This is a genomic window from uncultured Roseibium sp., assembly GCF_947494555.1.
In the GTDB taxonomy this organism is placed as follows: Bacteria; Pseudomonadota; Alphaproteobacteria; order Rhizobiales; family Stappiaceae; genus Roseibium.
Genome location: NZ_CANLVF010000001.1, coordinates 648592 through 668834, shown reverse-complemented (window position 1 = coordinate 668834; position 20243 = coordinate 648592). Strand labels below are relative to the sequence as shown.

Annotated in this window: 22 protein-coding genes; 8 read left to right on the top strand and 14 right to left on the bottom strand. The window is 57.1% G+C overall.

Annotation, left to right across the window (positions count from 1 at the left end; all coding sequences use genetic code 11):
* Positions 1–142 precede the first annotated feature (142 nt).
* The 5 genes from Q0915_RS02995 to Q0915_RS02975 all read right to left on the bottom strand — a co-directional run bounded on the left by Q0915_RS02995 (position 143) and on the right by Q0915_RS02975 (position 5744).
* Positions 143–844, bottom strand: coding sequence for an alpha/beta fold hydrolase (locus tag Q0915_RS02995; protein ID WP_299473104.1), 702 nt, complete (start codon positions 842–844; stop codon positions 143–145).
* 46 nt (positions 845–890) lie between these two features.
* A complete protein-coding gene (locus Q0915_RS02990; protein WP_299473102.1) occupies positions 891–1877 on the bottom strand; it encodes an N-acetylmuramoyl-L-alanine amidase in 987 nt (328 codons plus the stop codon).
* 214 nt (positions 1878–2091) lie between these two features.
* The gene (locus Q0915_RS02985; protein ID WP_299473100.1) at positions 2092–3261 is read right to left on the bottom strand and encodes a helix-turn-helix transcriptional regulator; all 1170 of its coding nucleotides are present in this window, start codon (positions 3259–3261) and stop codon (positions 2092–2094) included.
* 225 nt (positions 3262–3486) lie between these two features.
* Positions 3487–4584 carry an FAD-dependent oxidoreductase gene (locus tag Q0915_RS02980; RefSeq protein WP_299473098.1) on the bottom strand — a complete coding sequence of 366 codons (1098 nt, stop codon included), beginning with the start codon at positions 4582–4584 and terminating at the stop codon, positions 3487–3489.
* 245 nt (positions 4585–4829) lie between these two features.
* Entirely contained in the window at positions 4830–5744 is a 915-nt protein-coding gene (locus Q0915_RS02975; protein WP_299473096.1) for a MurR/RpiR family transcriptional regulator, read from the bottom strand.
* A gap of 164 nt (positions 5745–5908) precedes the next feature.
* On the opposite strand from Q0915_RS02975, the gene Q0915_RS02970 reads away from it, so the two are divergent.
* From Q0915_RS02970 to Q0915_RS02940, 7 genes are all read left to right on the top strand, one after another.
* Positions 5909–6412: a TRAP transporter small permease gene (locus Q0915_RS02970; protein ID WP_299473094.1), complete on the top strand. Its 504-nt coding sequence runs from the start codon at positions 5909–5911 to the stop codon at positions 6410–6412.
* The gene (locus tag Q0915_RS02965; protein ID WP_299473092.1) at positions 6409–7695 is read left to right on the top strand and encodes a TRAP transporter large permease; all 1287 of its coding nucleotides are present in this window, start codon (positions 6409–6411) and stop codon (positions 7693–7695) included. The genes Q0915_RS02970 and Q0915_RS02965 overlap by 4 nt, the downstream gene beginning before the upstream one ends.
* 27 nt (positions 7696–7722) lie before the next feature.
* A complete protein-coding gene (locus Q0915_RS02960; RefSeq protein ID WP_299473090.1) occupies positions 7723–8769 on the top strand; it encodes a DctP family TRAP transporter solute-binding subunit in 1047 nt (348 codons plus the stop codon).
* 335 nt (positions 8770–9104) lie between these two features.
* Positions 9105–10571 (top strand): M81 family metallopeptidase, encoded by a 1467-nt coding sequence (locus tag Q0915_RS02955; RefSeq protein ID WP_299473088.1) that lies wholly within the window; start codon positions 9105–9107, stop codon positions 10569–10571.
* Positions 10568–11626: an alanine racemase gene (locus Q0915_RS02950; protein ID WP_299473086.1), complete on the top strand. Its 1059-nt coding sequence runs from the start codon at positions 10568–10570 to the stop codon at positions 11624–11626. Before Q0915_RS02955 ends, Q0915_RS02950 begins: the two co-directional genes overlap by 4 nt.
* A gap of 66 nt (positions 11627–11692) precedes the next feature.
* The gene (locus Q0915_RS02945) at positions 11693–12079 is read left to right on the top strand and encodes a RidA family protein (protein WP_299473084.1); all 387 of its coding nucleotides are present in this window, start codon (positions 11693–11695) and stop codon (positions 12077–12079) included.
* Between the two features lie 92 nt (positions 12080–12171).
* A complete protein-coding gene (locus Q0915_RS02940) occupies positions 12172–12909 on the top strand; it encodes a dimethylsulfonioproprionate lyase family protein (protein ID WP_299473082.1) in 738 nt (245 codons plus the stop codon).
* A 9-nt stretch (positions 12910–12918) separates the two neighbouring features.
* Here the strand turns inward: Q0915_RS02940 and Q0915_RS02935 are convergent, their stop codons facing one another.
* The 7 genes from Q0915_RS02935 to Q0915_RS02905 form a co-directional block, all read right to left on the bottom strand.
* On the bottom strand, positions 12919–13767 hold the full coding sequence (locus Q0915_RS02935) for a transglutaminase-like domain-containing protein (RefSeq protein ID WP_299473080.1): 849 nt from the start codon (positions 13765–13767) through the stop codon (positions 12919–12921).
* Positions 13768–13777: 10 nt separating this feature from the next.
* The gene (locus Q0915_RS02930; protein ID WP_299473078.1) at positions 13778–14893 is read right to left on the bottom strand and encodes a permease; all 1116 of its coding nucleotides are present in this window, start codon (positions 14891–14893) and stop codon (positions 13778–13780) included.
* Between the two features lie 26 nt (positions 14894–14919).
* Complete coding sequence (locus Q0915_RS02925) at positions 14920–15216, bottom strand: metalloregulator ArsR/SmtB family transcription factor (RefSeq protein ID WP_299473076.1); 297 nt, start codon at positions 15214–15216, stop codon at positions 14920–14922.
* Positions 15217–15312: 96 nt separating this feature from the next.
* Complete coding sequence (locus Q0915_RS02920; protein WP_299473074.1) at positions 15313–16119, bottom strand: hypothetical protein; 807 nt, start codon at positions 16117–16119, stop codon at positions 15313–15315.
* Between the two features lie 177 nt (positions 16120–16296).
* Positions 16297–17103, bottom strand: a complete 807-nt coding sequence (locus tag Q0915_RS02915; protein ID WP_299473072.1) for an SDR family NAD(P)-dependent oxidoreductase — start codon at positions 17101–17103, stop codon at positions 16297–16299.
* 77 nt (positions 17104–17180) lie between these two features.
* On the bottom strand, positions 17181–17483 hold the full coding sequence (locus Q0915_RS02910) for a DUF1330 domain-containing protein (protein ID WP_299473070.1): 303 nt from the start codon (positions 17481–17483) through the stop codon (positions 17181–17183).
* A gap of 425 nt (positions 17484–17908) precedes the next feature.
* The gene (locus Q0915_RS02905) at positions 17909–18382 is read right to left on the bottom strand and encodes a DUF6428 family protein (protein WP_299473068.1); all 474 of its coding nucleotides are present in this window, start codon (positions 18380–18382) and stop codon (positions 17909–17911) included.
* Positions 18383–18472: 90 nt separating this feature from the next.
* On the opposite strand from Q0915_RS02905, the gene Q0915_RS02900 reads away from it, so the two are divergent.
* Complete coding sequence (locus tag Q0915_RS02900) at positions 18473–18787, top strand: metalloregulator ArsR/SmtB family transcription factor (protein ID WP_299473066.1); 315 nt, start codon at positions 18473–18475, stop codon at positions 18785–18787.
* A 45-nt stretch (positions 18788–18832) separates the two neighbouring features.
* Here the strand turns inward: Q0915_RS02900 and Q0915_RS02895 are convergent, their stop codons facing one another.
* Positions 18833–19522: an SDR family NAD(P)-dependent oxidoreductase gene (locus tag Q0915_RS02895; protein ID WP_299473064.1), complete on the bottom strand. Its 690-nt coding sequence runs from the start codon at positions 19520–19522 to the stop codon at positions 18833–18835.
* 160 nt (positions 19523–19682) lie between these two features.
* Positions 19683–20120, bottom strand: coding sequence for a ketosteroid isomerase-related protein (locus Q0915_RS02890; RefSeq protein ID WP_299473062.1), 438 nt, complete (start codon positions 20118–20120; stop codon positions 19683–19685).
* Positions 20121–20243: the final 123 nt, after the last annotated feature.

Here is a 20243-nt window from a genome sequence, read left to right as displayed (position 1 = left end):
TTGCGATGGCCAACTGCTGAATTCAATTGGCAAGGAGAAGCATTTTGAAGGCACTGTGCCGAGACCTGACGACCGCTCACGAGCTGTGTCGGCATCCTGCCGCGTGAGCGATCACCATTTTCAGGTCGACCCAAATCCACTGTCAGGCAGACAGCATCGCCTCTATTGTTTCAAACAGCTCTTCAGGCCTGTCATATTGCGGCAAATGGCTGCGCTGCAGCCGATCGACGTCTGACTTCGCGCTCGCATCGCGATAAGCCTCGAGCATGGTTTCCTGAAGTTTTGCAGGGATGACATCATCATCCTCACAAAGGACATACCCGCGCGGAATGGCATCAAATGCGGGCGAACGGCTGAACGTTTCCCCCAAGGGCTCCTCGGGCTGATAGACAAATCGCAACTTCAGCAGATGAGGCAGATAGTCACCCAGGGTTTTTGTCACCGGAACGTCCATATCCTTGATCGCGGCTATGATCTTAGCAGGTGAGTCATCTGTATCGGGAAGCATTGCCGCGACATAGATGAGTTGCTTGATGCGATCCGGATGTTGGTGTGCAACCTGGGAAATCACCGCACCACCCATCGAATGCCCGACCAGAACAACATTGCGTTCGTCTTCGACGGGAAACCTGGCAACAATTGCCTCGACATAATCGTTCATCGTCAGTCCGGAGGCGTACGTGCCCTTGCTCCCCAGAAACAGAACGGCGAGAGGCAGGTCCTTGTCATGTCCCGGCAGATCGACCGAAACGGTATCGTAGCCGGCATGGCTGAATTTCTCCGGAACCGTGTTCCAGCTGGCAGACGTCGCGTTCATGCCATGTACAAAGATGATCCTGGTCATGTTTGATGCTCCTCAATACGTAAAGGAAACTCTTTGAAAAACCGGTTCAGGTGATGTCCAGAAGGCTCTCGTGAACCCACAGATCATCTTCAATCTTCTTCCACTCACCGTCACTTTCGAAAACGAAGACGCGGTCACCGTCCTGAAAAACCCGCTCGACATCGAACGTCATGCCGGGTCCGAGACGGGCGTTGGTGTCAGCCGTATTAACGGTCGCTTGAACAACCGGAGCGGTGTAGCGGCCATAGACCCAGAACTGCCTGGATTGTGAAATACGCAGCCAGCCGTTCGCCGATTGCTCGTAGACCCGAACGACTGCACCGTAATCGAGTGGCCCTTGCTCACTGATCAGGCCAAAATTACTGCCTGGACCCTTTCGGATATTGAGACTGTCCGCCGTGACACCGACCCATTCGAGCAAACCCACGGGCTGGGCACCGCCCACCGCGCCCATTGCCGCCCGAAGCCGTGGCAGGAAATTGGCTTCAAAATCCGAAAGCTGGTTTCCGCCAAAGAACGCTGTGCCGGGACAGCTTTTCTGTCCACTGTTCGTGTAGACCAGTCCGCCGCTGCCGTCATACCAATGATGGTAGACCACGTTGGTTTTGCTTGGCGCGGAAATGCCGATTTTCTTGAGCAGAGCTGCGGTTGCGCTGAAAATTGAGTCGGCTTGCGCCGAACGCATGGTGTCTCCGCCAGCATCGAAATTGCCGATGGACTCGATACAGATCGCCCGGCTGTTCGCGTTGAGGATGCAGGCAGGCGATCGGTTCAATGGACGTCCCGTGACGATTGCACCGTCTGGAAAGATCGAGAAGTGCTGGCCGATATCGGCCCACCCGTTAACATTGATATGGTACCGTTTGATACCCTGTTGCATCTCAAAGTGGTTGCTGCCGGAAAACCCGGAATAGCGAGGTCTCCAGGTATGATGTTGCTGGACGCGAGCGCAGGCGCGGCTGATGGACTGCCTTGCGATCCAGGTTGAAAATTCGATAGGCGTAAATTTTGTAAATCCATACTTCGTTTGCATCGGTTTTCCCCTCTGCACGTTAAAACTGAAATACTACTTTAAATTGCGCCGCCGAAGCTGCGACAGCATCCGATAGAAATTCAAGCAAGTAAGTCACAATTTCAAACCGGTATTGATGTCAACTAAAAGCCATTGGAAAAGTACATGGATTGTTGCAACCTCGACGGCACATGTATTTTGCCGCGCAATCAGCGATCTTCATCGTCCAAATGGTCTAAAGCGAAGAACTTTTCCTGTTCGCCGCGAGAAAATCGGTACCGAAGCTCATCATCAGACGCACAAATTGCGTACGCGTGGCGCATTGTGTCTTGGACAGGATGGATTTGACCTGCGCATTTATGGTTGGCACCGCACGACCCTTTTGCTCTGCAATCTGGGTGTTGGTAAGCCCCTCGGCAATTGCATCGACCAGCGACATCTCGGCATCGGTCAACTTATAGGCAGTCTTGATCGGCAACGTCTGGCAACTGAAGGGCAGGCTCGTGTCGGAACTGTAGACGATGCACCCGTCAAAAGCCTTGGAGCCGATTTCCTGCGACTTGTGAAGAGGCGCCACTTCCATACAAAGAAAGACATCCTCTTCCGCCGACAGGGCTTCCTTGCGGGGCCTGGCACCAAACTTTCCGTGGTTCAATGCGTCTGCCCTGAGCGTTTCAAATCGCTTCTGGTCAGCAGGCTTGGACAAGATGAGCTTACCCGACGCATCGACGCGGAAGACGCGGTATTCGGCAAGTTGCCTTCGGAACTCCTCGTTCTTGATCACGACGCTTGCATTGGAATCGAGAATGCAAACACCAATAGACAGACGATCCATGGCAGCGAGCATTCCGTAATGTTCGTCGGCAAGCTGTTTGGCGGGCCCTCCAAGATCATATGCCTTGGCGACATGCGGCAGGATGAGGCCCAGGTGATTTTGCTCAGCTTCCGTCAGACGGCCGCGATCCGCTCCCAGCTGAATGGAGAAGCGTGACCGCGCCGAATTGTCCTTGTTGAGAAGGCCGGCAGCGCGATGAAGGATGCCTAGCTTTTGAAGCGTCTGCACATTGGGGCGTTCCTTCAGCGCGCCAAGCGAGGGGGCGAGCACGTCGTCCTGGACAAGATCGATCCGGTCAAGCAGCAGGGAATGCGCTTCGAAGATATCCTGGTCCCGAGCTTCTTCTTCAAAAAAACGATCGATATAGACATCGATCTGCGCGGGATCGTAGTAGCTGGATGCCACTGAAACAGCCAGCTTGCGCGCAGCTGGTCCCGTTTGCCACTCGAACATGATGCATCCGACGGCGTCGACCTGTTCTGCAACACGCTGCAGCACATCCGGCCAGAGCGAGGGATCTGCAACCGCGTCGTAGATTTGCAGAACCGCTTCCCTGGCGTCCTCGGACATGTTGCACCAACCCGTAGTTTTATTTTTGTACTTTAGAGTCAATGATCGCAGACTGCCAAGCCGTGTCTAGACACTCACGCCAATGGGATACCGCTTTTCAGCGATTTGTGATGGTGTGAGCGAGCAGACACGATCAGGGGTGAAAGCCGACATTTGCAACAAATTGGGCCGACGCTACCGAACATCCGGGCGGCGTAACAATTGATACCCTCAGATCCGGCAAATTCAGTCCCTGGCCTCCAGCCAGGTCCGTGCTCTCGCCATGTCCTTTGACAAAATCCCTTCAGCGAGCTTTTGACCGACCACCGCCCCGAACTTGTAACCATGCCCGGAGCATGCGGAGACGATGGTTGCCTTGTCCTCGGTGACCGCAAAGAAATGCTCGTCGGATGTGAACGTATAGGCGCAGGTTACTACGTCATCGACGCGGTATTGCTCGATCCTCGAAAACGGCGGCGAGAAGTGATTGCGCAGGGTCACGCCCTCGCCATTTTTCGGCGTCCTGTCCTGGTTCGGACCAGCCCGGTATTTGTGAATTCCGGCCCCGAATTTCAGTCCGGTTCCTGCAACCGGCGGAAGAACATAGCCGTCGATCGGCCCGCCCGGATCAAGAATGGCAGGTGCCCGTTCCCATGCTTCGCGCAGGTCTTCGGGGGGCGTGAGATAGACAACAGCAGTGCGATAGGGTGTGAGACTGACGTCAAGTTTGGGAAAGAGCCCAAGCGTCCAGGCACCCGCTATGACGATCACATGATCGGCGCTATGCGAGGAACCGTCGGCAAGCGTGACTGTACCGGAAGATGAATTGACCGACGCGACTTCTGTGTTTTCACGCACGTCCGCACCGTTGTCGCGCAACCAGCCCCGCAGATCCGCCGCTATCTTCTGGCACAGCAGCACACCGCCCTCCTCGCTCACCAGCCCATAGCGAATGGTTGCCGGATCGACGAAAGGAAAGCGGTCGGCGGTTTCCTGCGGCGTCATCTCGTCAAACGGATAACTTCCCTCGACCAGGCCACGCCGGTACGCTTCGCCGCCATCGTCCTCCGTCTGGGAAAATATCATGAAGCCGGTGTCGACAAGGTGCTTTTCGCCGATGTCGGCCCACATTTCGTCCCAGGCCGCATAGGCATCGCCGATCCGGCGCTGATAGCCCCCTTTCCCACCATAGGCGCGGCGGATAATGCGGTGCTGGTCGCCCGAGGCAGACAAGGGATTGGGGATCGGTCCTTGTTCGAACAGGGTGACGGGAACGCCCTTTTTCGTGAGCCACCATGCTGTGGAAAGTCCGGAGATGCCCGCCCCGACGATGAGTATTGTCATGAGTAACGTCCTGCGATTTGTCCTGAACATTAACCGGGACTGTCCTGGACGCAAGGGAGGATTTGCGACCCGGTTTGCATGCCGGACATGCGCCTTTGAACATGTTGAATCTCTTGTTTAAGAAACTCACAAAACACTTGAAGCGGACGATCGGGTTCGCACCATACCTTAAGCTGCCGCTACCGAAATTCGCCATCAAATTCAATCGACTATTCGAGAAACCGGAATCACTTCCACAACAGATATTAGTCTCCGAGCGGCTGCGGCCCCGTCCGTCCGTGATAGGCTGTCAAAGAGGCGCGGATGCGGCGCAGGTTCTCCGTCGTGTGGTCGGACCTCAGCTGGGCAACCGCCATGGCCAGCGCGTCGATAATGACCAGGTACGCGTAGCGGGATGCCGTTGGTTTGTAGATGTCCGGGTCTTCCGGCAGATCGATCTGAAGCGCGCAATCGACAGAGCGTGCAAGCGTGCTGCCCGACTTCGTGATTGCCAGCGTGGCGGCTCCGTATCCCGCTGCAATTTCCGCAGCACTCACGATTTCATCCGCCTCGCCGCTGGAGGAAATAAGCAAAATGACGTCGGACTTCGAGAGGGTGGCTGCCCGCATCTGCAGCAGGTAGCTATCGGAAACGGCAACGGTCGGCACACCAAGACGGAAAAGCCGGTTGGAAGCCTCCTGCGCAAGCATGGAAGAGCCGCCGCCGACACCACCGACAAGCACGGTATGTGCGTTGGCGATATGATTTTTAGCCGCCTCGAACACTTCTCCGTCGAGCTGTTTGCGCATAACATTCAAGGACGCCGAAAGGGCTCCGATCACCTGGTCGAGAAATCCGGAACTTGTCTCTGATTCCGGCCGGTCGCCAACATCGAGATATTGCAGGCTGACAGCAAGGTTCTGAGCCAGCCGGATCTTGAATTCTCGGAACCCGTCGCAGCCCATCGTTCGGCAGAACCGCACAACGGTCGGTGTGCTGACCTCGCAAGCCTTTGCCACCTCGGCAATGGTCATCGCGCTGATCCGCTCCAGGTTCGCCAACACGAAATCGGCGACCTTCTGTTCCCTGGCCGAGAGCTGACCATCGGATTTCCTCAAATTGGAAATCACATCGACAGCCGCATGTCCCAGTGCCTCGTCTACTTTCAATCGTGCCTGCATGATACCTCGCCATCATTCTGTAACTCAGTTACAAAAATCGGTCAATAAATACGCCGAGCTAGCCTGCTAGATGGGTATTTTTGTAATTAAATGACAAAAATTCCTTGACTCATTACCTATTCCCGCGAAATTATCTAACGGAGTTTCATGCGGGAGGGGCAAACGTGAAAATCCTGGCAGAAAGAATCGGAGGGTCGCTGAATCGGCTGATCGAGGCAGTCGTCGCTGTCCTGATGCTGGCGCTTGTCATCGATGTCTGGATCGGCGTCATCGACCGCTACTGGTTTCACTGGCAGCTGCCCTGGCCGGAAACGCTCGCCCGCTACCTGATGATCTGGGCAGCCCTTTTGGCGGTTTCGTCCGGCATCGCCCGCCGTGAGCATATCGGCCTGACTTCCTTCCTGATGAAGCTGCCTTTTCCTGTCCGGCGCGGCGTGCTCATCGTAATCGACCTGCTGGCGATCTCTCTTTTTGCCTATGTGCTCTGGTTCGGCGTCGGGTTTGCCCAGAGCGGCGCATCCCGGCAGGCGATGATCTTCGGCGCAACGCTGGAACCCTTCTTCTGGGCCGTTCCCGCCTCCGCTTTCCTGGCAATCTTCCAACTTGTTCTTGTCCTCCTTCGCGATCAGGGCCTTCAGCTCGACACAGCCGTGGAGGCGAGCGCATGATTGTCGCCGTTACCTTCGTCCTCCTGATCCTGTTCGGAATGCCGATCGGATTTGCCATAGGGCTCGCAGGCGTCGTCGGACTGATCGACATGGGCGGCGGGCCCAATTTCCTGGCCATAGGCCCGAGCAAGATCTTCAACGGCCTGAACATCTTTCCGTTTCTTGCCATGCCATTCTTCATTCTGGCCGGCGAGATCATGAACGGTATCGGCATCACCGACCGGCTCGTAAAGTTGGCCCAGGTTCTGGTCGGGCGATTTCGCGGCGGCCTCGCCCACGCCAACATGCTCGCCTCTGTCTTCTTTGCAGGCCTGACCGGATCGGCTACGGCCGACGCCGCCGCCTTTGGCCGCACACTGGTTCCGGCAATGGAAAAGGAAGGCTATTCGCGGGACTACGCCTGCGCCGTTACCGCCGCCGGATCAATCATCGGGCCGACCATTCCCCCGTCAGGTCTCATGGTCGTCTACGGCTCGCTTATGGGAGTTTCCATCGGCGGCCTGTTCGCTGCCGGCATCCTGCCCGGCCTTGTCATCTGCCTTGTCTGCATGGGCGTGATCGTCATTGGCGGGAAACGCGAAAACCTCCCCAAGGCGGCCCGGGGAGCCACCTTGCGCGAGGTCTGGGCCACGTTCGTGTCGTCGCTCACCGCGCTTCTGATGCCGATCATCATTCTGGGCGGCATTCTCGGCGGCATCGTCACGCCGACGGAAGCGGCATCGATCGCCGTTGCCTATGCGCTCTTCATCGGGATCTTCGTCTACCGGACACTCAACGTGCGCGATTTCTATTCCATGCTCGTGCGCACGGCGCGCATCACCGGCGTCATCTTCGTGATCATTGCCTTTGCCGGCATTCTCGGCTGGTGGATGAGCTTCGAGCGCATTCCGCAGATGCTGGCCGGAACGGTCCTCGGCATCTCCGAAAATCCCTATGCGGTCATCGCCATCATCATAGCGATCCTGCTGATCGTCGGCATGGTGATGGATATAACCGCCATCCTGATCATTCTGGCACCTGTCCTCGTGCCGCTCACCGAGCAGATCGGCCTGGAGCCCATCCATGCGGGCATCATCTTCGTGCTGGCGCTGAACATCTCGCTGATGACGCCGCCGGTCGGTGCCTGCCTGTTCGTCCTGTCCTCTGTCACCGGGGAAAAACTGGAACGGATCGCAGTCAAGCTGACGCCGTTTCTAATCGCCGAAATCACCATCCTGTTCCTGTTCGCATTCTGGGAGGACGCGGCGCTGTTTCTGCCGCGCGCCTTCGGATTTGCCCAATAGACCACGTCTTCAACTGAGGAGGTAATCATGAAGACTTTGAAGAAGGGGTTCGTTGCAGGCGCTGTGCTCGCACTGACCGCAACCACCGCACTGGCCGAAGGCGGTGTCATCCGCTTCGGACATGACAACAAGACCGACCCGTTCGAAAACCCGGCCCACGCCTGCACGGCGGTGTTCTCCAACATCGTCGCCGCCGACACCAATGGCAGCGTGACCGTCGAAGTGTTCGGCTCCAACCAGCTTGGATCGGCAGCTGAGCATGTTGACCAGGTCCGGAACGGCGTCATCCAGGCAACCCTTACGTCGACCGGTGCGCTCGCCAGCTACTATCCGCGCATCGACGTTCTGAACCTTCCCTTCGCCTTCGCCAACAATGCGTCCACCTATTCCGTCTTCGACGGCCTCTTCGGTGAAGCGCTGGCGGCGGACATTGAGGAAACCCTCGGCGACGTTGTTGTTCTCGGCTTTCCGGACACGGGTGGTTTCTTTGCCGTCACGAACTCGCAACGGCCCATCGCCGATCTCGACGATTTCGACGGCATCCGGATCCGGACAATGACGCTGCCGTCACACCAGAAAATCGTCCAGGCACTAGGTGCTGAAGCCTATCCGCTCAGCTGGGGCGAGGTGTATTCCGGTCTGCAAACCGGCGTGATCGACGGACAGATGAACCCGGTCCCGATCATTTCCTTCGCCAATTTCGCCGAAGTCCAGAAATACATGACCCTCACCAATCATTTGTTTTCGCCGTATACCTTCATGGTCAACCGTGCCTTCTTCGAAGGCCTGAGCGAGGCGGAACAGGACACCCTGCGCGTTGCGGCGGAAAACTGCGTCGCCGCCAGCCGGGGCCTCTCGCGTATCATAGAGGCCTCCGACCGGGGCCTGGCGGGCCTGATGGACAAGATCGAGGTGACTGCCCTGACGGATGATCAGCGCAAGGCCATGGCAGGCGCGACGCAGCCGGCCTTTGAGACCCATGTCGCCGAGAACCTTGATGCCAAGGCGACCGAGTTGCTCACCCTCTTCAAGAGCGAAGTCGAAGCTGCCAACGGCAGCAGCTACCTGAACTGACCAAGGTCATACCCTCATAAATCAGGCCGCAATGGTGTGGATGAATTTGTTCGGATACGCGGCGCGAAGCTGCAGGAAACCGTCCGGTTTTCAAAGCTTCGCAACAAAGTATCAGGGCAAATTCTCCTTATCCCGGAGGGCCGCAGAAACGGCTTCGATCTGCTGCCTCAAAGCGCTCAACCGGGCAGGAAGCCCGCTTCTCGCACTTTTCCTGGCATCTCATCGCCGTTTGCTGCGCCATTGCGGTCTCATTTATGAGGGTATGACTAAGGTTCCTCCCCGGCTTGGGGGGCTCCGGCTCCCCTCGCCGCCTTTTCATTCTGACCGGGGTTTTCATGCGCGTTTTTTGTGCTTCCGTCGCGACCGAGACCAACACTTTTTCTCCCTTGAGGACGGACTTTTCAGACTTTGAACAAAGCTTCTACGCACCGCCCGGTGAACACCCAGAAACACCGACGCTGTGCAGCGCCGTGTTCCCAGCCTTGCGCAAGCGCGCCGTACGCGGCGAGATCGAGTTGATTGAGGGGACCGCGACGTGGGCCGAACCTGGCGGTCTCGTGAGCGGCCCGACCTGGCAGCGCCTTCGCGCCGAGGTTCTCGACCAGCTAAAGGCGGCACTGCCACTCGATGCCGTCATCTTCGGTCTGCACGGTGCAATGATCGCCGACGGCTGCGACGATTGCGAGGGTGATCTTCTGGAGGCCGCAAGGGAGATCGCAGGCCCGGACTGCCGGATCGGCGCGACCTTCGATCCGCACAGCCACATGAGCGAAAAATGCACGAAAAACGCCGACATCATCACCGTCTTCAAGGAGTTTCCGCACACCGATTTCGTCGAAACCGGTGAGGCTTGCGCAGATCTGACCCTCAGGGCGGCACGCGGCAAAATCTCTCCCGTTATATGCGTCTTCGATGTGCGCATGATCGACATTCTGCCAACGAGCCTTCAGCCGATGCGCGGTTTCATCGACAGGCTAATGGCGCTCGAACGCGCAGGCGACGTCCTGACAGCGTCCGTCATCCACGGCTTCATGGCCGGCGACTCGCCGGACCTCGGCGCAAAAATAATCGTGACGACGGATGGAGACGCGGTTCGAGGCGGCCGGCTTGCACGAGACCTCGGCATGGAACTTTTCGGGTTCCGAGGACGGGCAGCCCCGGAGTTTCTTGCACCGGTCGAAGCCCTGATGCGTGCGGACAGGGGCTCCCATGCGCCGGTGGTCATTGCGGATGTCTGGGACAATCCCGGCGGCGGCGTTGCCGGGGATTCAACTATCCTTCTTCAGCATGTTCTTGACCTGAATTTGAAAGGCGTCGCTCTCGGTACGATCTGGGATCCGATGGCGGTGCGGCTCTGCTTTGCGGCCGGTGAAGGCGCCGAGTTCGATCTAAGGTTCGGCGGCAAGACATCGGCCCATGCCGGGCAGCCTATTGATGCACGGGTCCGCGTGACCCGGCTGGTTGAAAATGCCGTCCAGAGTTTCGGCGCGTCCGTTGTTCCGCTTGGAAACAGCGCGGCGATCCGGATCGGGGACCTGGATATCGTGCTCAATTCCAACCGGTCCCAGGCTTTCTCGCCGGACCTCTTCACAAATCTCGGAATAGATCCGGACGCCAAGCGAATCCTCATCGTCAAGTCGACCAATCATTTCCACGGCGCTTTTGCACCTATCGCGGGAGAAATTCTTTATGCTGCCGTCGATGGGCCCTATCCTAGCGACCCGCGCCGGACAGCCTACACCCGTTTGAAACGCGAGATATGGCCGATGGTAGACAATCCCCATCACGAGGAACTCGTATGATATTCCCGACCCTCGACACACCTTGCGTTCTAGTGGATCTGGACGTTGCCGAGGCCAACATCCGCAAATACCAGGCCTATTGCGACAGCAACGCGCTGAAGCTGCGCCCGCACATCAAGACACACAAATTGCCCAGCCTGGCGAAATACCAGGTCGCACAGGGCGCTGTCGGCATCACCTGCCAGAAGGTCAGCGAAGCAGAGGCTATGGTCGCGGAGGGAGGCATCGAGGATGTCCTGATCACCTACAACATCCTTGGCGGCACCAAGACCGCGCGCCTGCGTGCCCTTTCAGAAAAAGTGCGGCTTTCCGTCGTTGCGGACAATGAAGTCGTGGCCGAGGGACTGAGCCGGACATTTGCCGATGCGGAGGCGCCGCTGACCGTGCTTGTCGAGTGCAATACGGGCGCGGACCGGTGCGGCGTTCCATCGCCTGCCGCGGCCGCAGGTCTTGCCGGCCTTATCGACAGGCTGCCAGGGCTCAGATTTGGTGGCCTGATGACCTTTCCTCCAGTCGGAAGGATGGATGAGGCAGAGACCTGGTTAAACGAGGCGAAAGCTCTGATTGAGTCTGAAGGACTTGAGGTGCAGGTTGTTTCCTCCGGCGGCTCACCCGACATGTGGCGCGCGCACGGCAATGGGCCCGTGACGGAACACCGGATCGGCACCTATGTCTACAACGACCGCTCGCTTGTGGCGCACGGTGCCTGCGGTTGGCACGATTGTGCGCTCACGGTTCTGGCAACCGTTGTCTCGGTTCCCTCTCCTCACCACGCGATCGTTGATGCCGGGTCGAAAGTCCTGACGACGGATCTCTTCGGTCAGGTCGGACACGGACATGTGCTTGGCCGCGACGATCTTGCAATTGATCAGCTCAGCGAAGAACACGGGCGCATCGTCGCAGATGGCCCGATCAATCTGAACGTCGGTGAAAGATTGCGGATCGTGCCCAACCATGCCTGCGTGGTTGCCAACATGCTGGACAGGGTCGAAGGCGTGCGCGGTGCTGACCTCACCGGACCGATGCCTGTCGCGGCGCGCGGCCAGGTCTGGTAACGCCGACGTACCGTTTTACCCCTTGGATCAATCGTCGTTTCGAATATCACGATAATGGAGACTTAAATGCCTATCGAACGCATTGGCGTGGAACGTACTGGAGCCGGCGGACAGAACCTGCCCTTCTCACCCGCAGTCAGGGCCGGCGACTTCGTGTTCATCTCGGGCCAGGTTGCCATGAAGGAAAACGGCGAGATCGAGCCTGGCGGGATCGAGGCCCAGACACGGCGCACAATGGACAATGTGGTGGCCGTTCTTGAAAAGGCAGGCTGCACGCTCGAGGATGTCGCCAAGGTCAATGTCTGGCTCGATGACACGCGGGATTTTTGGACCTTCAACAAGATCTACGCCAGCTATTTTCCAAATGGTGCTCCGGCACGTTCAACGGTGAAATCGCAATTGATGGTAGATGCCAAGATCGAGATTGACGTAGTCGCCTACAAACCCGTGTGAGCCTTGTCGCGGGTTGCCGGTGGACCGGCATTTGCCCAAAGGACCAACTGTAAAACTGGCGCAAAAACTGCTTCTTGAATCCCGGGCCATGAATGATATCGAAAGACCGGCCCGGATATCTAGAGAGAGGCAACCACGTGCTGGACGACAACGAAAAGGGCGATGAGACCGTTTCTTCGCGGCAATTCCTGTCCGATTATCCGGACTGGGGCTATTTGCTGCGGGAATTGTACGAGGCATACCGTTTCCTGTCTTCGGGAGGCAGCGACAAGATACGCGCGCACCAGCGCGCGGTCAGGGAAGCGATCGGCCGCGTCAACAAATCCAAAGCGGTTATCGATTTTGGCGAACCCGCCCAAAAACCGGTCACGGCGCATCTGAAAAGGGCATTGGACGAAGGCCGACTGGAGAGAACGGCACCGCTCATCCGCGCGATTGAGAGCGTACAAACTCAGCTCACCTGGCAATATGGATATGAGAAAGTTCCAAGGGGCCTCGGCAAAAGCTATGCCTATGCAGAGTTCTGCGGTCCGAATGGACCGGTTCTGACAACGGAAGTCATACTTGGGCTGGTCCTGTTCGCCCCGGGATGCATTTATCCGTCCCACGCCCATAGCGGCATTTCGGAAAGCTACATCTGTCTGTCAGGTGCGGTCTCAGAAAATCACCAAGGCGTCTATGCACCAGGGTCGATGATCTTCAACCCACCTGAGCACACACACAGAATTACGGTGTCCAAGCTTGAGCCAGCGCTTCTCGCCTACGCCTGGACCGGACCACAGGACAAACTTGCTAGCCAGAAAATGGTGTTCAGCCGAAAGCGCGGCTGAACACGTGGGTCAGGCAGCAGCGACAGATTTTCGAATATGACGCCGGATCGTGACCTCCGATTTCTCTAACCGCCCACCGTCGGAGATCCATGCGGGTTCGCTGATCAGTTTTTCGCAGCAAATGCCGAGCTCCGGAAATGTCAGACCCATGGAATGGGCGACGGCAACCCTGTCACCGGGCTTGGGATTGAGCCCGCAGCATACGTCTCTCGTCCCCAATTTCAGGTGATGAGCAATATCCCATTCCAGAACGACGCCGTTGTGACGCGTGACCACCCAGCAATGGGCGTCTTCACAGCACCCGTTCTTTTCTTCAGGGAAGAAGTATCCGGTGATATATCCGGCTTCGTACCCGGCCGCACGTAGTGATGCGATCAGATAAGTGTTGATGTCGATGCACGAGCCCTCCGTCAGCCCGCATGCAAGGTAAGGGACTTCGTCGCAACCATCGTTGAACCGTATTTCGGGGTGTCCGTACCTGAATTTTTCGGCGGCCGCATTGACCAGCGCCTGGATTGCCGCATGTCCGTCCGGCTGTGTTTCAGCAATGTTGATTGCGTCGAAAACGAGCTGTTCAGCCGCTTGTGTGAACTTGTTCCTGTGCGGTTCGAATAGTGCGTCCGGGTAACCTGGACCGCCTTCAAGAAAGGAATAAGATACCTCAACAGGCTGCTCTGCTTCCGGCATCACCACGGCCACGAGCTGACCGGTTGCACTTTCACCGGTGAGGGTGAAAGCGCCGCCGGTGATGTTGAAATGAACCGGCAATTCATGCGGCGTTGGCAACCCGACAGGAACAAGAAGTTTTTTCGTCGCATCCTGATGTGGTTCAACCCTCACCGAGACATCTGTGTGCATTTCACGTTCCTCAAATGAAGAGCTGGAAGATCAGGCCGGACAGAACAGCGCCCGCGAAACCCAGTCCGAGATAGGTGGCAAAGACCTGAGGCTTTACCAAAGACCAGACTGCTGCCATGGCCGGTATGGAACTCACCGCACCCGCGATCATGAAAGCCATTGCGGCACCGGCGCTCATGCCCTGCTCCATAAGACCCGCCAGAAGCGGAGGCGCGACGTAGCTGTTGAGATAGGCCGGCATCCCGACAAGGGCGGAGATCGCGATCGATCCGATCCCCTCACCGCCGACAACACCGGCGATCAGGCTGGCCGGCACATAGGTGACCAGCGCCGCCTCCAGCACGTATGCCAGTGCAAGCCATTTCACCAGGAAGAAGGCATTTGCCTTAAGCTCAGTGCGAAACTTTTCGCTCCGCTCGGCCTCACCCCAGAACTTCCAGACAGGGCGGCCGGTTTGCGGAGATGCGCCGCAGCCGCAACCGCTTGCCGAGGACCCGATCTTGACCGGATTGGAAAACGTGCCCGTTTTGAGGAGCATGGAAACAAGAAAGCCGCCGAACAGACCCAACGCGACCGCAAACACGGCTTTGCCGATTGCGAAGGACCACCCGAGGGCACCGGCCGTAATAAGCAGGGTTGGCGGATCAATCAGAGGCGATGACAGCCAGAATGCCATGATTGCCGAGAGCGGTGCACCAACGGCCAGCAATCCGGCAATGAACGGGATAACCTCACAGGAACAAAATGGTGCCAGGCCGCCGAAAAGTGCCGCCAGGAAGATCGCCTGCGTCTCGCGTCCTGCAAATGCGCGTCCGACATAGGCTTCCGCGCCTGCAGCCTTAAGCCAGGCAATCAGGGCAACCGCAAAGGCGATGTAAGGCAACGTTCCCAGAAACGCACTGATCGCGAAGCTCACGAACGGAACGAACTGGATCTGATCGAAAAGCAGCACAATCAAGGGACCGCCGAGCACGATGGTCCAGGTTGAAAAGATATAGTCCTTGCCCGGGAAGGACTTCCAGGTCCATCTGGGCTCCGGCGTCGTGCAGCATGCGGTTTTTGGCGCGCAGCAGCTCGCGGCCCCGCCGCCCTGGTCAAGTTCAACGCGTTCAATCGTCTCTGACATGTCTATCAATCCCTGATGGGAGAGGCTTAACAGCCGCCCTCGTCCACGCAGCATTCCTTGAGAATGTATCCGGCCAGACCTTCCAGGTGATCGAATGCGGCCCGGTTTATCACCGAGCGCCCGTCCTTTTCCTGGATGACAAGACCGGCGGAAGACAGAAACTTCAGGTGATGTGCGAGTGTCGACGCGGCCATGCCAGTGCGGGATTGGATGTCCCCCACCGTCAGGCCCGTGTGTCCGGCCTTTACCAAGGTGAGCACGACCTGCAGGCGGGCCTCCGAGCCCAACGCCGCAAATCCCTGAGCAGCTTCTTCCAGAACCATTCTCGATCCATTCAATATAACTATATTTCTAGTTATATAGTTTCTTTTCGGAGAGTCAAGGGCGGTTCGTGCTGTCTCACGCTAGCTGCTGGTTACTCAGAAACTGAAGGCCAGACCGACCAGAGGTCCATGGGTGATCGTGTCGTACTGGAAGTTCCGGATACCGGACTTGTCATTGTCGAAGTTGACGGCGGTTGCCTTGTAATGCAGCTGCAGAGCCACACGGTCGTTGAAATGATAGCCGACACCGCCCTGGACGCCCCAAGTGAAATCGGAGGCGAAGCCGAAGTCGAACCCGCCGATGTTACCTGTTCCGTAAAGGGACCACTTGTCGTTCAGGAACACCTGACCCCGCAATCCGATGACCGGGTCGGCCCAGGCTTCATCCAGTGTCGTGGAAAAACTGTTGCCCGGCACGGATGCCGAAACGTTGATCTGGTTGTACCACACGCGGGCGCCTGCATAGGCCTCTGCCCATGCGCGCTCCGAGCGGTAGAACCGGTACCCGAAGAACAGTTCGCTGATCAGCTGTTTGAAGCCGGCGTTTACCGATCCACCCACGGCCGGGAAGGTCCTGTCATCGCCCAGATCCATATAGGCGATGTCGAAAACGGCACCGAAGCGGTCGTCGAAAAGCACTTCGAAGTGCCCCATTCCGCCGAACTTCAGGTTCTTGAAAATATTGCTGGGCGACACGTCAAGCTCGGTCGCGGGCAAACGGCCTATTTCGGTGTGCCCCTGGATGGTCGGTGCAATAAGATAGGGAGCAACGACAAATTTCCAGCGTTTCTCGACAATCTGAGACGGCACCGGCTCGATCGGCGGAGCAGAATAGAGGTCGGCCGACAAAGCACCGGAGGCGAAAAGGAAGGAACTCAATGCTCCGACCAGAAACGATTTCATGCCCTTCTCCAGTACCGCCAGTTGACTATAACACCTTATCCTTACGGCACTATTTGCCCATAAAACAGTTACAATCAGCAAAACGCAGCATTGCAAAGGTGGTCTGATACACTTTTGCAACACCCGTCTTGCAAGTTCTTCCGATGCGTCGGCGCGTATGATTTGCGAAGCGTCCTGTCACACAACCCTGGACGTCAGTGCCTCGACCGTTTGCATCAGTTTTGCGGTCTTGGTTTCATTCAATCCGTCCGGATGCGGGTCTGAAAACCTTCCGCCGTCATTGTCGAAGTATTTGCCGGAGGCACCCGTGAACGCGTCCGAAAGGGCAGCGCGCAGGAGAATGTCGACACCAATGCCGAGATCGTTGCCAGCAACGCCAAAGCCTTCCTTCACCATTTTGCTGGCCAGCAAGGACCCCGGATTGACCGCGACGATCACAGGTCCGTTCGCACCCAGTTCTCCGGCAAGGAACCGTGTCCACATGGTCAGCGCCAGCTTGCTCTGCGCATAGGCGTCCATCGGCGAAAGACGCACTTGTCCCTCAAGCGCATTCAGGTTGACTGGGGCCTGCGCGGCAGACGACAGATTGACCACGCGGCTGCTGACATCCATGAGCGGCAGCAATTCCCGCGTCAGCAAATAGGGCGCAAGAAGATTGACTACGAAGCGAATGTCCAGTCCGTCATCCGTAAGGTCGACCGGCGCTCGAAAGATGCCGGCATTGTTGATCAGGACGTCGATCTTGCTGTGACTGTTCCTGATCTCGTCCGCCACTTGCGCGACCTCAGTGAGTTTCGAAAAGTCGGCCTGAAAGGTCTCGACGCCAGCATTTGCCGGGATCGCCAGAAGGGCGGCTTCTGCCTTGTCGAGCTTTTGCCGGTTACGCCCATGCAGCAGAACGGTGTGCCCTTTTTCCCTCAGGGCTTTCGCCGTTTCCAAGCCAATCCCGTCCGTCGACCCTGTCACCAGTATGGTCTTGCTCATTCTAGTAAATCCCGTGCCATGTAACACACGACCGCCCCGCCTATCTGCAGGACGGTCAATTGTTGGTTTCAGGTCGCTCAGGCAAGGTCATCCTTGCCTTCGATCAGGAAATGAAAGCTGTTCGACCCTGCGGTGCGCGCCTTCAGATGTGGCGCGTATTCCGCATCGTTCATGAAGTTCATGGCAGCTTCCCTTGAAGGCCATTCAATCACAATGCGAAGGGCTGCGTCGTCCTTGGTGCCTTCGATCTGTTCATGAGTAGCGGTCCGTGCCAGATATTTGCCGCCGTATTGTGCCACCAGTTTGTTCGCCGGGGCGATGTAGTCCGGAATCCAGTCTTCTGAGGTCGGTGTTACCGCGAGTACGGAATAGTAGGTCATTTTCTGTGTCCAGTCGGTTGCGAAGAAGTGAATGCTGCCAAACCGTCAGCGGGCAAAGCCGCCGAACGCGTCATGCACGCAATTCTTGAGAGTTGTTTCGACGATCCAGCCGATATTCTCGAACATTGAACGTACCTCGTTTGCCCGTTGCGACACCTTTTCAGCGCCGGTGCGAGGTAAAATACCTATGCATTTTGCAACATAAACTGGAGAAATCAGATTTTATAATTCGGGAATTAAATATAATGGAAATGGCATTTTCGGGTGGAACGGCGTTCCTTGTGTCGAACAGGCCCGCCACACAGGTACGGGAAATGATTGTGCTACCATGTTCCACCCGTTCAGTTGTTAGCCTTCGCCTTTGTGGCATCTTCTAACGGATTGGATCAGCGCCCCCCCGCTGAACGCAGTTGTTGCCACCTGTCTCAGGCGCAACACGATGAAGACGCTGACGACCCGCAGCAACCGGCCGTTCCGGATTTTGCAATGTGTTCTTGTGCCGGTTTGCAATAGGCGCGAATTTCGCTCAATCCGACGCCGACCACATCGTCGCGCAAGACCGGCTCCGACACATCATAGATCCTCATACCCTTGTTCTCGTGTGCGAATTCCACATGCAGAAGACTGTCGCCAAGACCCTGCACCTTCGCAACGCTTTGCCTTAGGATTGAAGTGAATTTCCCGACTTTCATATGTCCCCCGCCCTGCCCGTCAAGCAGTTGCAACGTCGCTTCCGTCCAGGCGGACTGACGGGCGCCGCAGTCAATACCTTTTATGTTCGCAAGCTTGAATTCCGTCACATGATAGCCATCGCCGATGTCGCCTCCCTCCGTTTGAAACACGAGCGGCAGATCTCCCGGCATGGCCTGCAATGTTTGAAGAAGTTCACTTGGTGTCATGGTCTTTTCCTTTCATTTCAACTTTCCTTGAAATAAAATCAAACACAGATTCGATTTCATTTCAAGAAAGTTTGAAATATGGATGAAGCCATGGCACTCGCAGCTTTTGCGTCGATCTCCAGCAAAACGCGATTGCGTATTTTCAAATGTCTCGTGGAGGCAGGCAGCGGCGGGCTCGCCGCAGGACAAATCGCTGCTGCCGTTGGTGCAACACCTTCGCGGACCTCATTTCACCTGTCGAACATGTCCGAAGCCGGGCTGGTCTCGTCCAGCCGGCAAGCCCGCCAGATCACATACAGGCTTGACTTTAAGTCGGTCGGCGCACTGATGCGCTACATGCTTGAAGATTGCTGCAACAATAACGAAACAGTGAGGGCGTGCTGTGTTGCCAAAGACAAGTGTTAAGTCCACGTGCGCACTTCAGCCGGGCGCTACGCGGCGGCTTTGAAACTAGAACCGCTCTACGTAGGGCCGAAGCTCGATTTCGTTGGTCCAGACGCTGCGGTGCTGACGGGTCATTTCCAGATAGGTTCGGGCGATTTCGTCCGGGTGAAGCGTCTTTTCAGGATCGTCATAAGGCGCACCGCGGTCGGCGCGGTGAATGGCGCCGTCTATCACGAAGTGCACGACGTGGATGTTTTTCGGGTGCAGCTCACGCGCCAGCGACTGGCAAAGGCCTCTCAAGGCAAATTTCCCCATGGCAAAAGGAGCCGACTGGGGGAAACCTTTGACACCGGCAGATGCGCCCGTGAAAAGCATTGTTCCCGCAGCCTTCGGGACCATCCGCTTGGCCGCTTCATGCGCAACGAGGAACGCACCGAAGGCAGTGACATCGAGAGCCGCACGAACGTCATCCGGGTCAAGTTCCGCGATCGGGCCACGCGTTCGTCCGCTGGCATTGTAGATCACGACATCCGGGGTAATTCCGTTTGCATCCAGCTCGGCAAAAAGCATCTCGACACTCTCTGCTTTTGTCGCGTCACAAGCGAACGCACGGGCTCCGGTTTCCTCACAAATATCGGCAAGCTTTCCGGCACTGCGAGCGGCCAGCAAAACCGTATACCCGGCGCCTGAGAAGACACGCGCAAGCGATGCGCTCAAACCCGAACCGGCTCCGACAATCAATGCGTTTCCTGTCATGAGGATGCTCCCGATGGCTGACTGTCTTTGGGTATAGCGCACAGCAGGGCAGCAACCAGTAACGTGTTGGTGTCCTGCTCGGCCCTCAAGCTGGTCGAAGCTCCCAAAGATTACTCAGTTCGTCGGGTGGCGACCCCAGGTCGGGAGCCTTCAGTTGAATTCAGGACGTTTCGGCGTCTTCACCGGTGTCTGGTTTGACCTGATCGATCCAGTTCTGAAGGTTGTAATAGGTCGTAATCCGGGCGATCTGGCCATCCCGGATTTCAAAGAAACTGCCGGCAGGCAGATCGTAGGTCTGTCCCTCTGCCGCAGGAAGTCCTTCGTCCGTGTTGATATAGGTCCCATGGACGATGAACTCGGCCGCAGCGCGCGTTCCCGCTTCATTGACGAAAAGGACGATATCCGAAAGGCGCTCCTTGTAGCATCTGCTCATATGGACGTTAAAGGACCAGAACTTGTCCTTGCCGACCCGCCGTTCGCCCTGGTTGACGTCGTGGATCAGATCCTCCGTCACCAGACTTTCCATTTTCTTGGTGTCACCGGCGTTGAAGGCGGCGAAATAGGTATCGATCAGGAAGCGGGACTGCTTGTTCGGCATGACGACTCGCACAGCTTGCGTTTCAACTCAGCGGCGAGTGTGCCTGCCGTCAGGGTGTCGCGCAAGGGGGATGACTTCCGCTGGTCTACAAAGCCTTACCGGTCGAAATCCCGCGCGCTTTGC

What these genes read in the sequence shown, in the direction of transcription:
- Q0915_RS02990 (WP_299473102.1), bottom strand. Translation starts at nt 1,877, where the DNA reads ATGCAAACGAAGTATGGATTTACAAAATTTACGCCTATCGAATTTTCA.
- Q0915_RS02930 (WP_299473078.1), bottom strand. Translation starts at nt 14,893, where the DNA reads ATGTCAGAGACGATTGAACGCGTTGAACTTGACCAGGGCGGCGGGGCC.
- Q0915_RS02920 (WP_299473074.1), bottom strand. Translation starts at nt 16,119, where the DNA reads ATGAAATCGTTTCTGGTCGGAGCATTGAGTTCCTTCCTTTTCGCCTCC.
- Q0915_RS02940 (WP_299473082.1), top strand. Translation starts at nt 12,172, where the DNA reads ATGATATCGAAAGACCGGCCCGGATATCTAGAGAGAGGCAACCACGTG.
- Q0915_RS02995 (WP_299473104.1), bottom strand. Translation starts at nt 844, where the DNA reads ATGACCAGGATCATCTTTGTACATGGCATGAACGCGACGTCTGCCAGC.
- Q0915_RS02925 (WP_299473076.1), bottom strand. Translation starts at nt 15,216, where the DNA reads ATGGTTCTGGAAGAAGCTGCTCAGGGATTTGCGGCGTTGGGCTCGGAG.
- Q0915_RS02890 (WP_299473062.1), bottom strand. Translation starts at nt 20,120, where the DNA reads ATGCCGAACAAGCAGTCCCGCTTCCTGATCGATACCTATTTCGCCGCC.
- Q0915_RS02900 (WP_299473066.1), top strand. Translation starts at nt 18,473, where the DNA reads ATGGCACTCGCAGCTTTTGCGTCGATCTCCAGCAAAACGCGATTGCGT.
- Q0915_RS02910 (WP_299473070.1), bottom strand. Translation starts at nt 17,483, where the DNA reads ATGACCTACTATTCCGTACTCGCGGTAACACCGACCTCAGAAGACTGG.
- Q0915_RS02950 (WP_299473086.1), top strand. Translation starts at nt 10,568, where the DNA reads ATGATATTCCCGACCCTCGACACACCTTGCGTTCTAGTGGATCTGGAC.
- Q0915_RS02895 (WP_299473064.1), bottom strand. Translation starts at nt 19,522, where the DNA reads ATGACAGGAAACGCATTGATTGTCGGAGCCGGTTCGGGTTTGAGCGCA.
- Q0915_RS02965 (WP_299473092.1), top strand. Translation starts at nt 6,409, where the DNA reads ATGATTGTCGCCGTTACCTTCGTCCTCCTGATCCTGTTCGGAATGCCG.
- Q0915_RS02945 (WP_299473084.1), top strand. Translation starts at nt 11,693, where the DNA reads ATGCCTATCGAACGCATTGGCGTGGAACGTACTGGAGCCGGCGGACAG.
- Q0915_RS02975 (WP_299473096.1), bottom strand. Translation starts at nt 5,744, where the DNA reads ATGCAGGCACGATTGAAAGTAGACGAGGCACTGGGACATGCGGCTGTC.
- Q0915_RS02985 (WP_299473100.1), bottom strand. Translation starts at nt 3,261, where the DNA reads ATGTCCGAGGACGCCAGGGAAGCGGTTCTGCAAATCTACGACGCGGTT.
- Q0915_RS02955 (WP_299473088.1), top strand. Translation starts at nt 9,105, where the DNA reads ATGCGCGTTTTTTGTGCTTCCGTCGCGACCGAGACCAACACTTTTTCT.
- Q0915_RS02980 (WP_299473098.1), bottom strand. Translation starts at nt 4,584, where the DNA reads ATGACAATACTCATCGTCGGGGCGGGCATCTCCGGACTTTCCACAGCA.
- Q0915_RS02915 (WP_299473072.1), bottom strand. Translation starts at nt 17,103, where the DNA reads ATGAGCAAGACCATACTGGTGACAGGGTCGACGGACGGGATTGGCTTG.
- Q0915_RS02935 (WP_299473080.1), bottom strand. Translation starts at nt 13,767, where the DNA reads ATGCACACAGATGTCTCGGTGAGGGTTGAACCACATCAGGATGCGACG.
- Q0915_RS02960 (WP_299473090.1), top strand. Translation starts at nt 7,723, where the DNA reads ATGAAGACTTTGAAGAAGGGGTTCGTTGCAGGCGCTGTGCTCGCACTG.
- Q0915_RS02905 (WP_299473068.1), bottom strand. Translation starts at nt 18,382, where the DNA reads ATGACACCAAGTGAACTTCTTCAAACATTGCAGGCCATGCCGGGAGAT.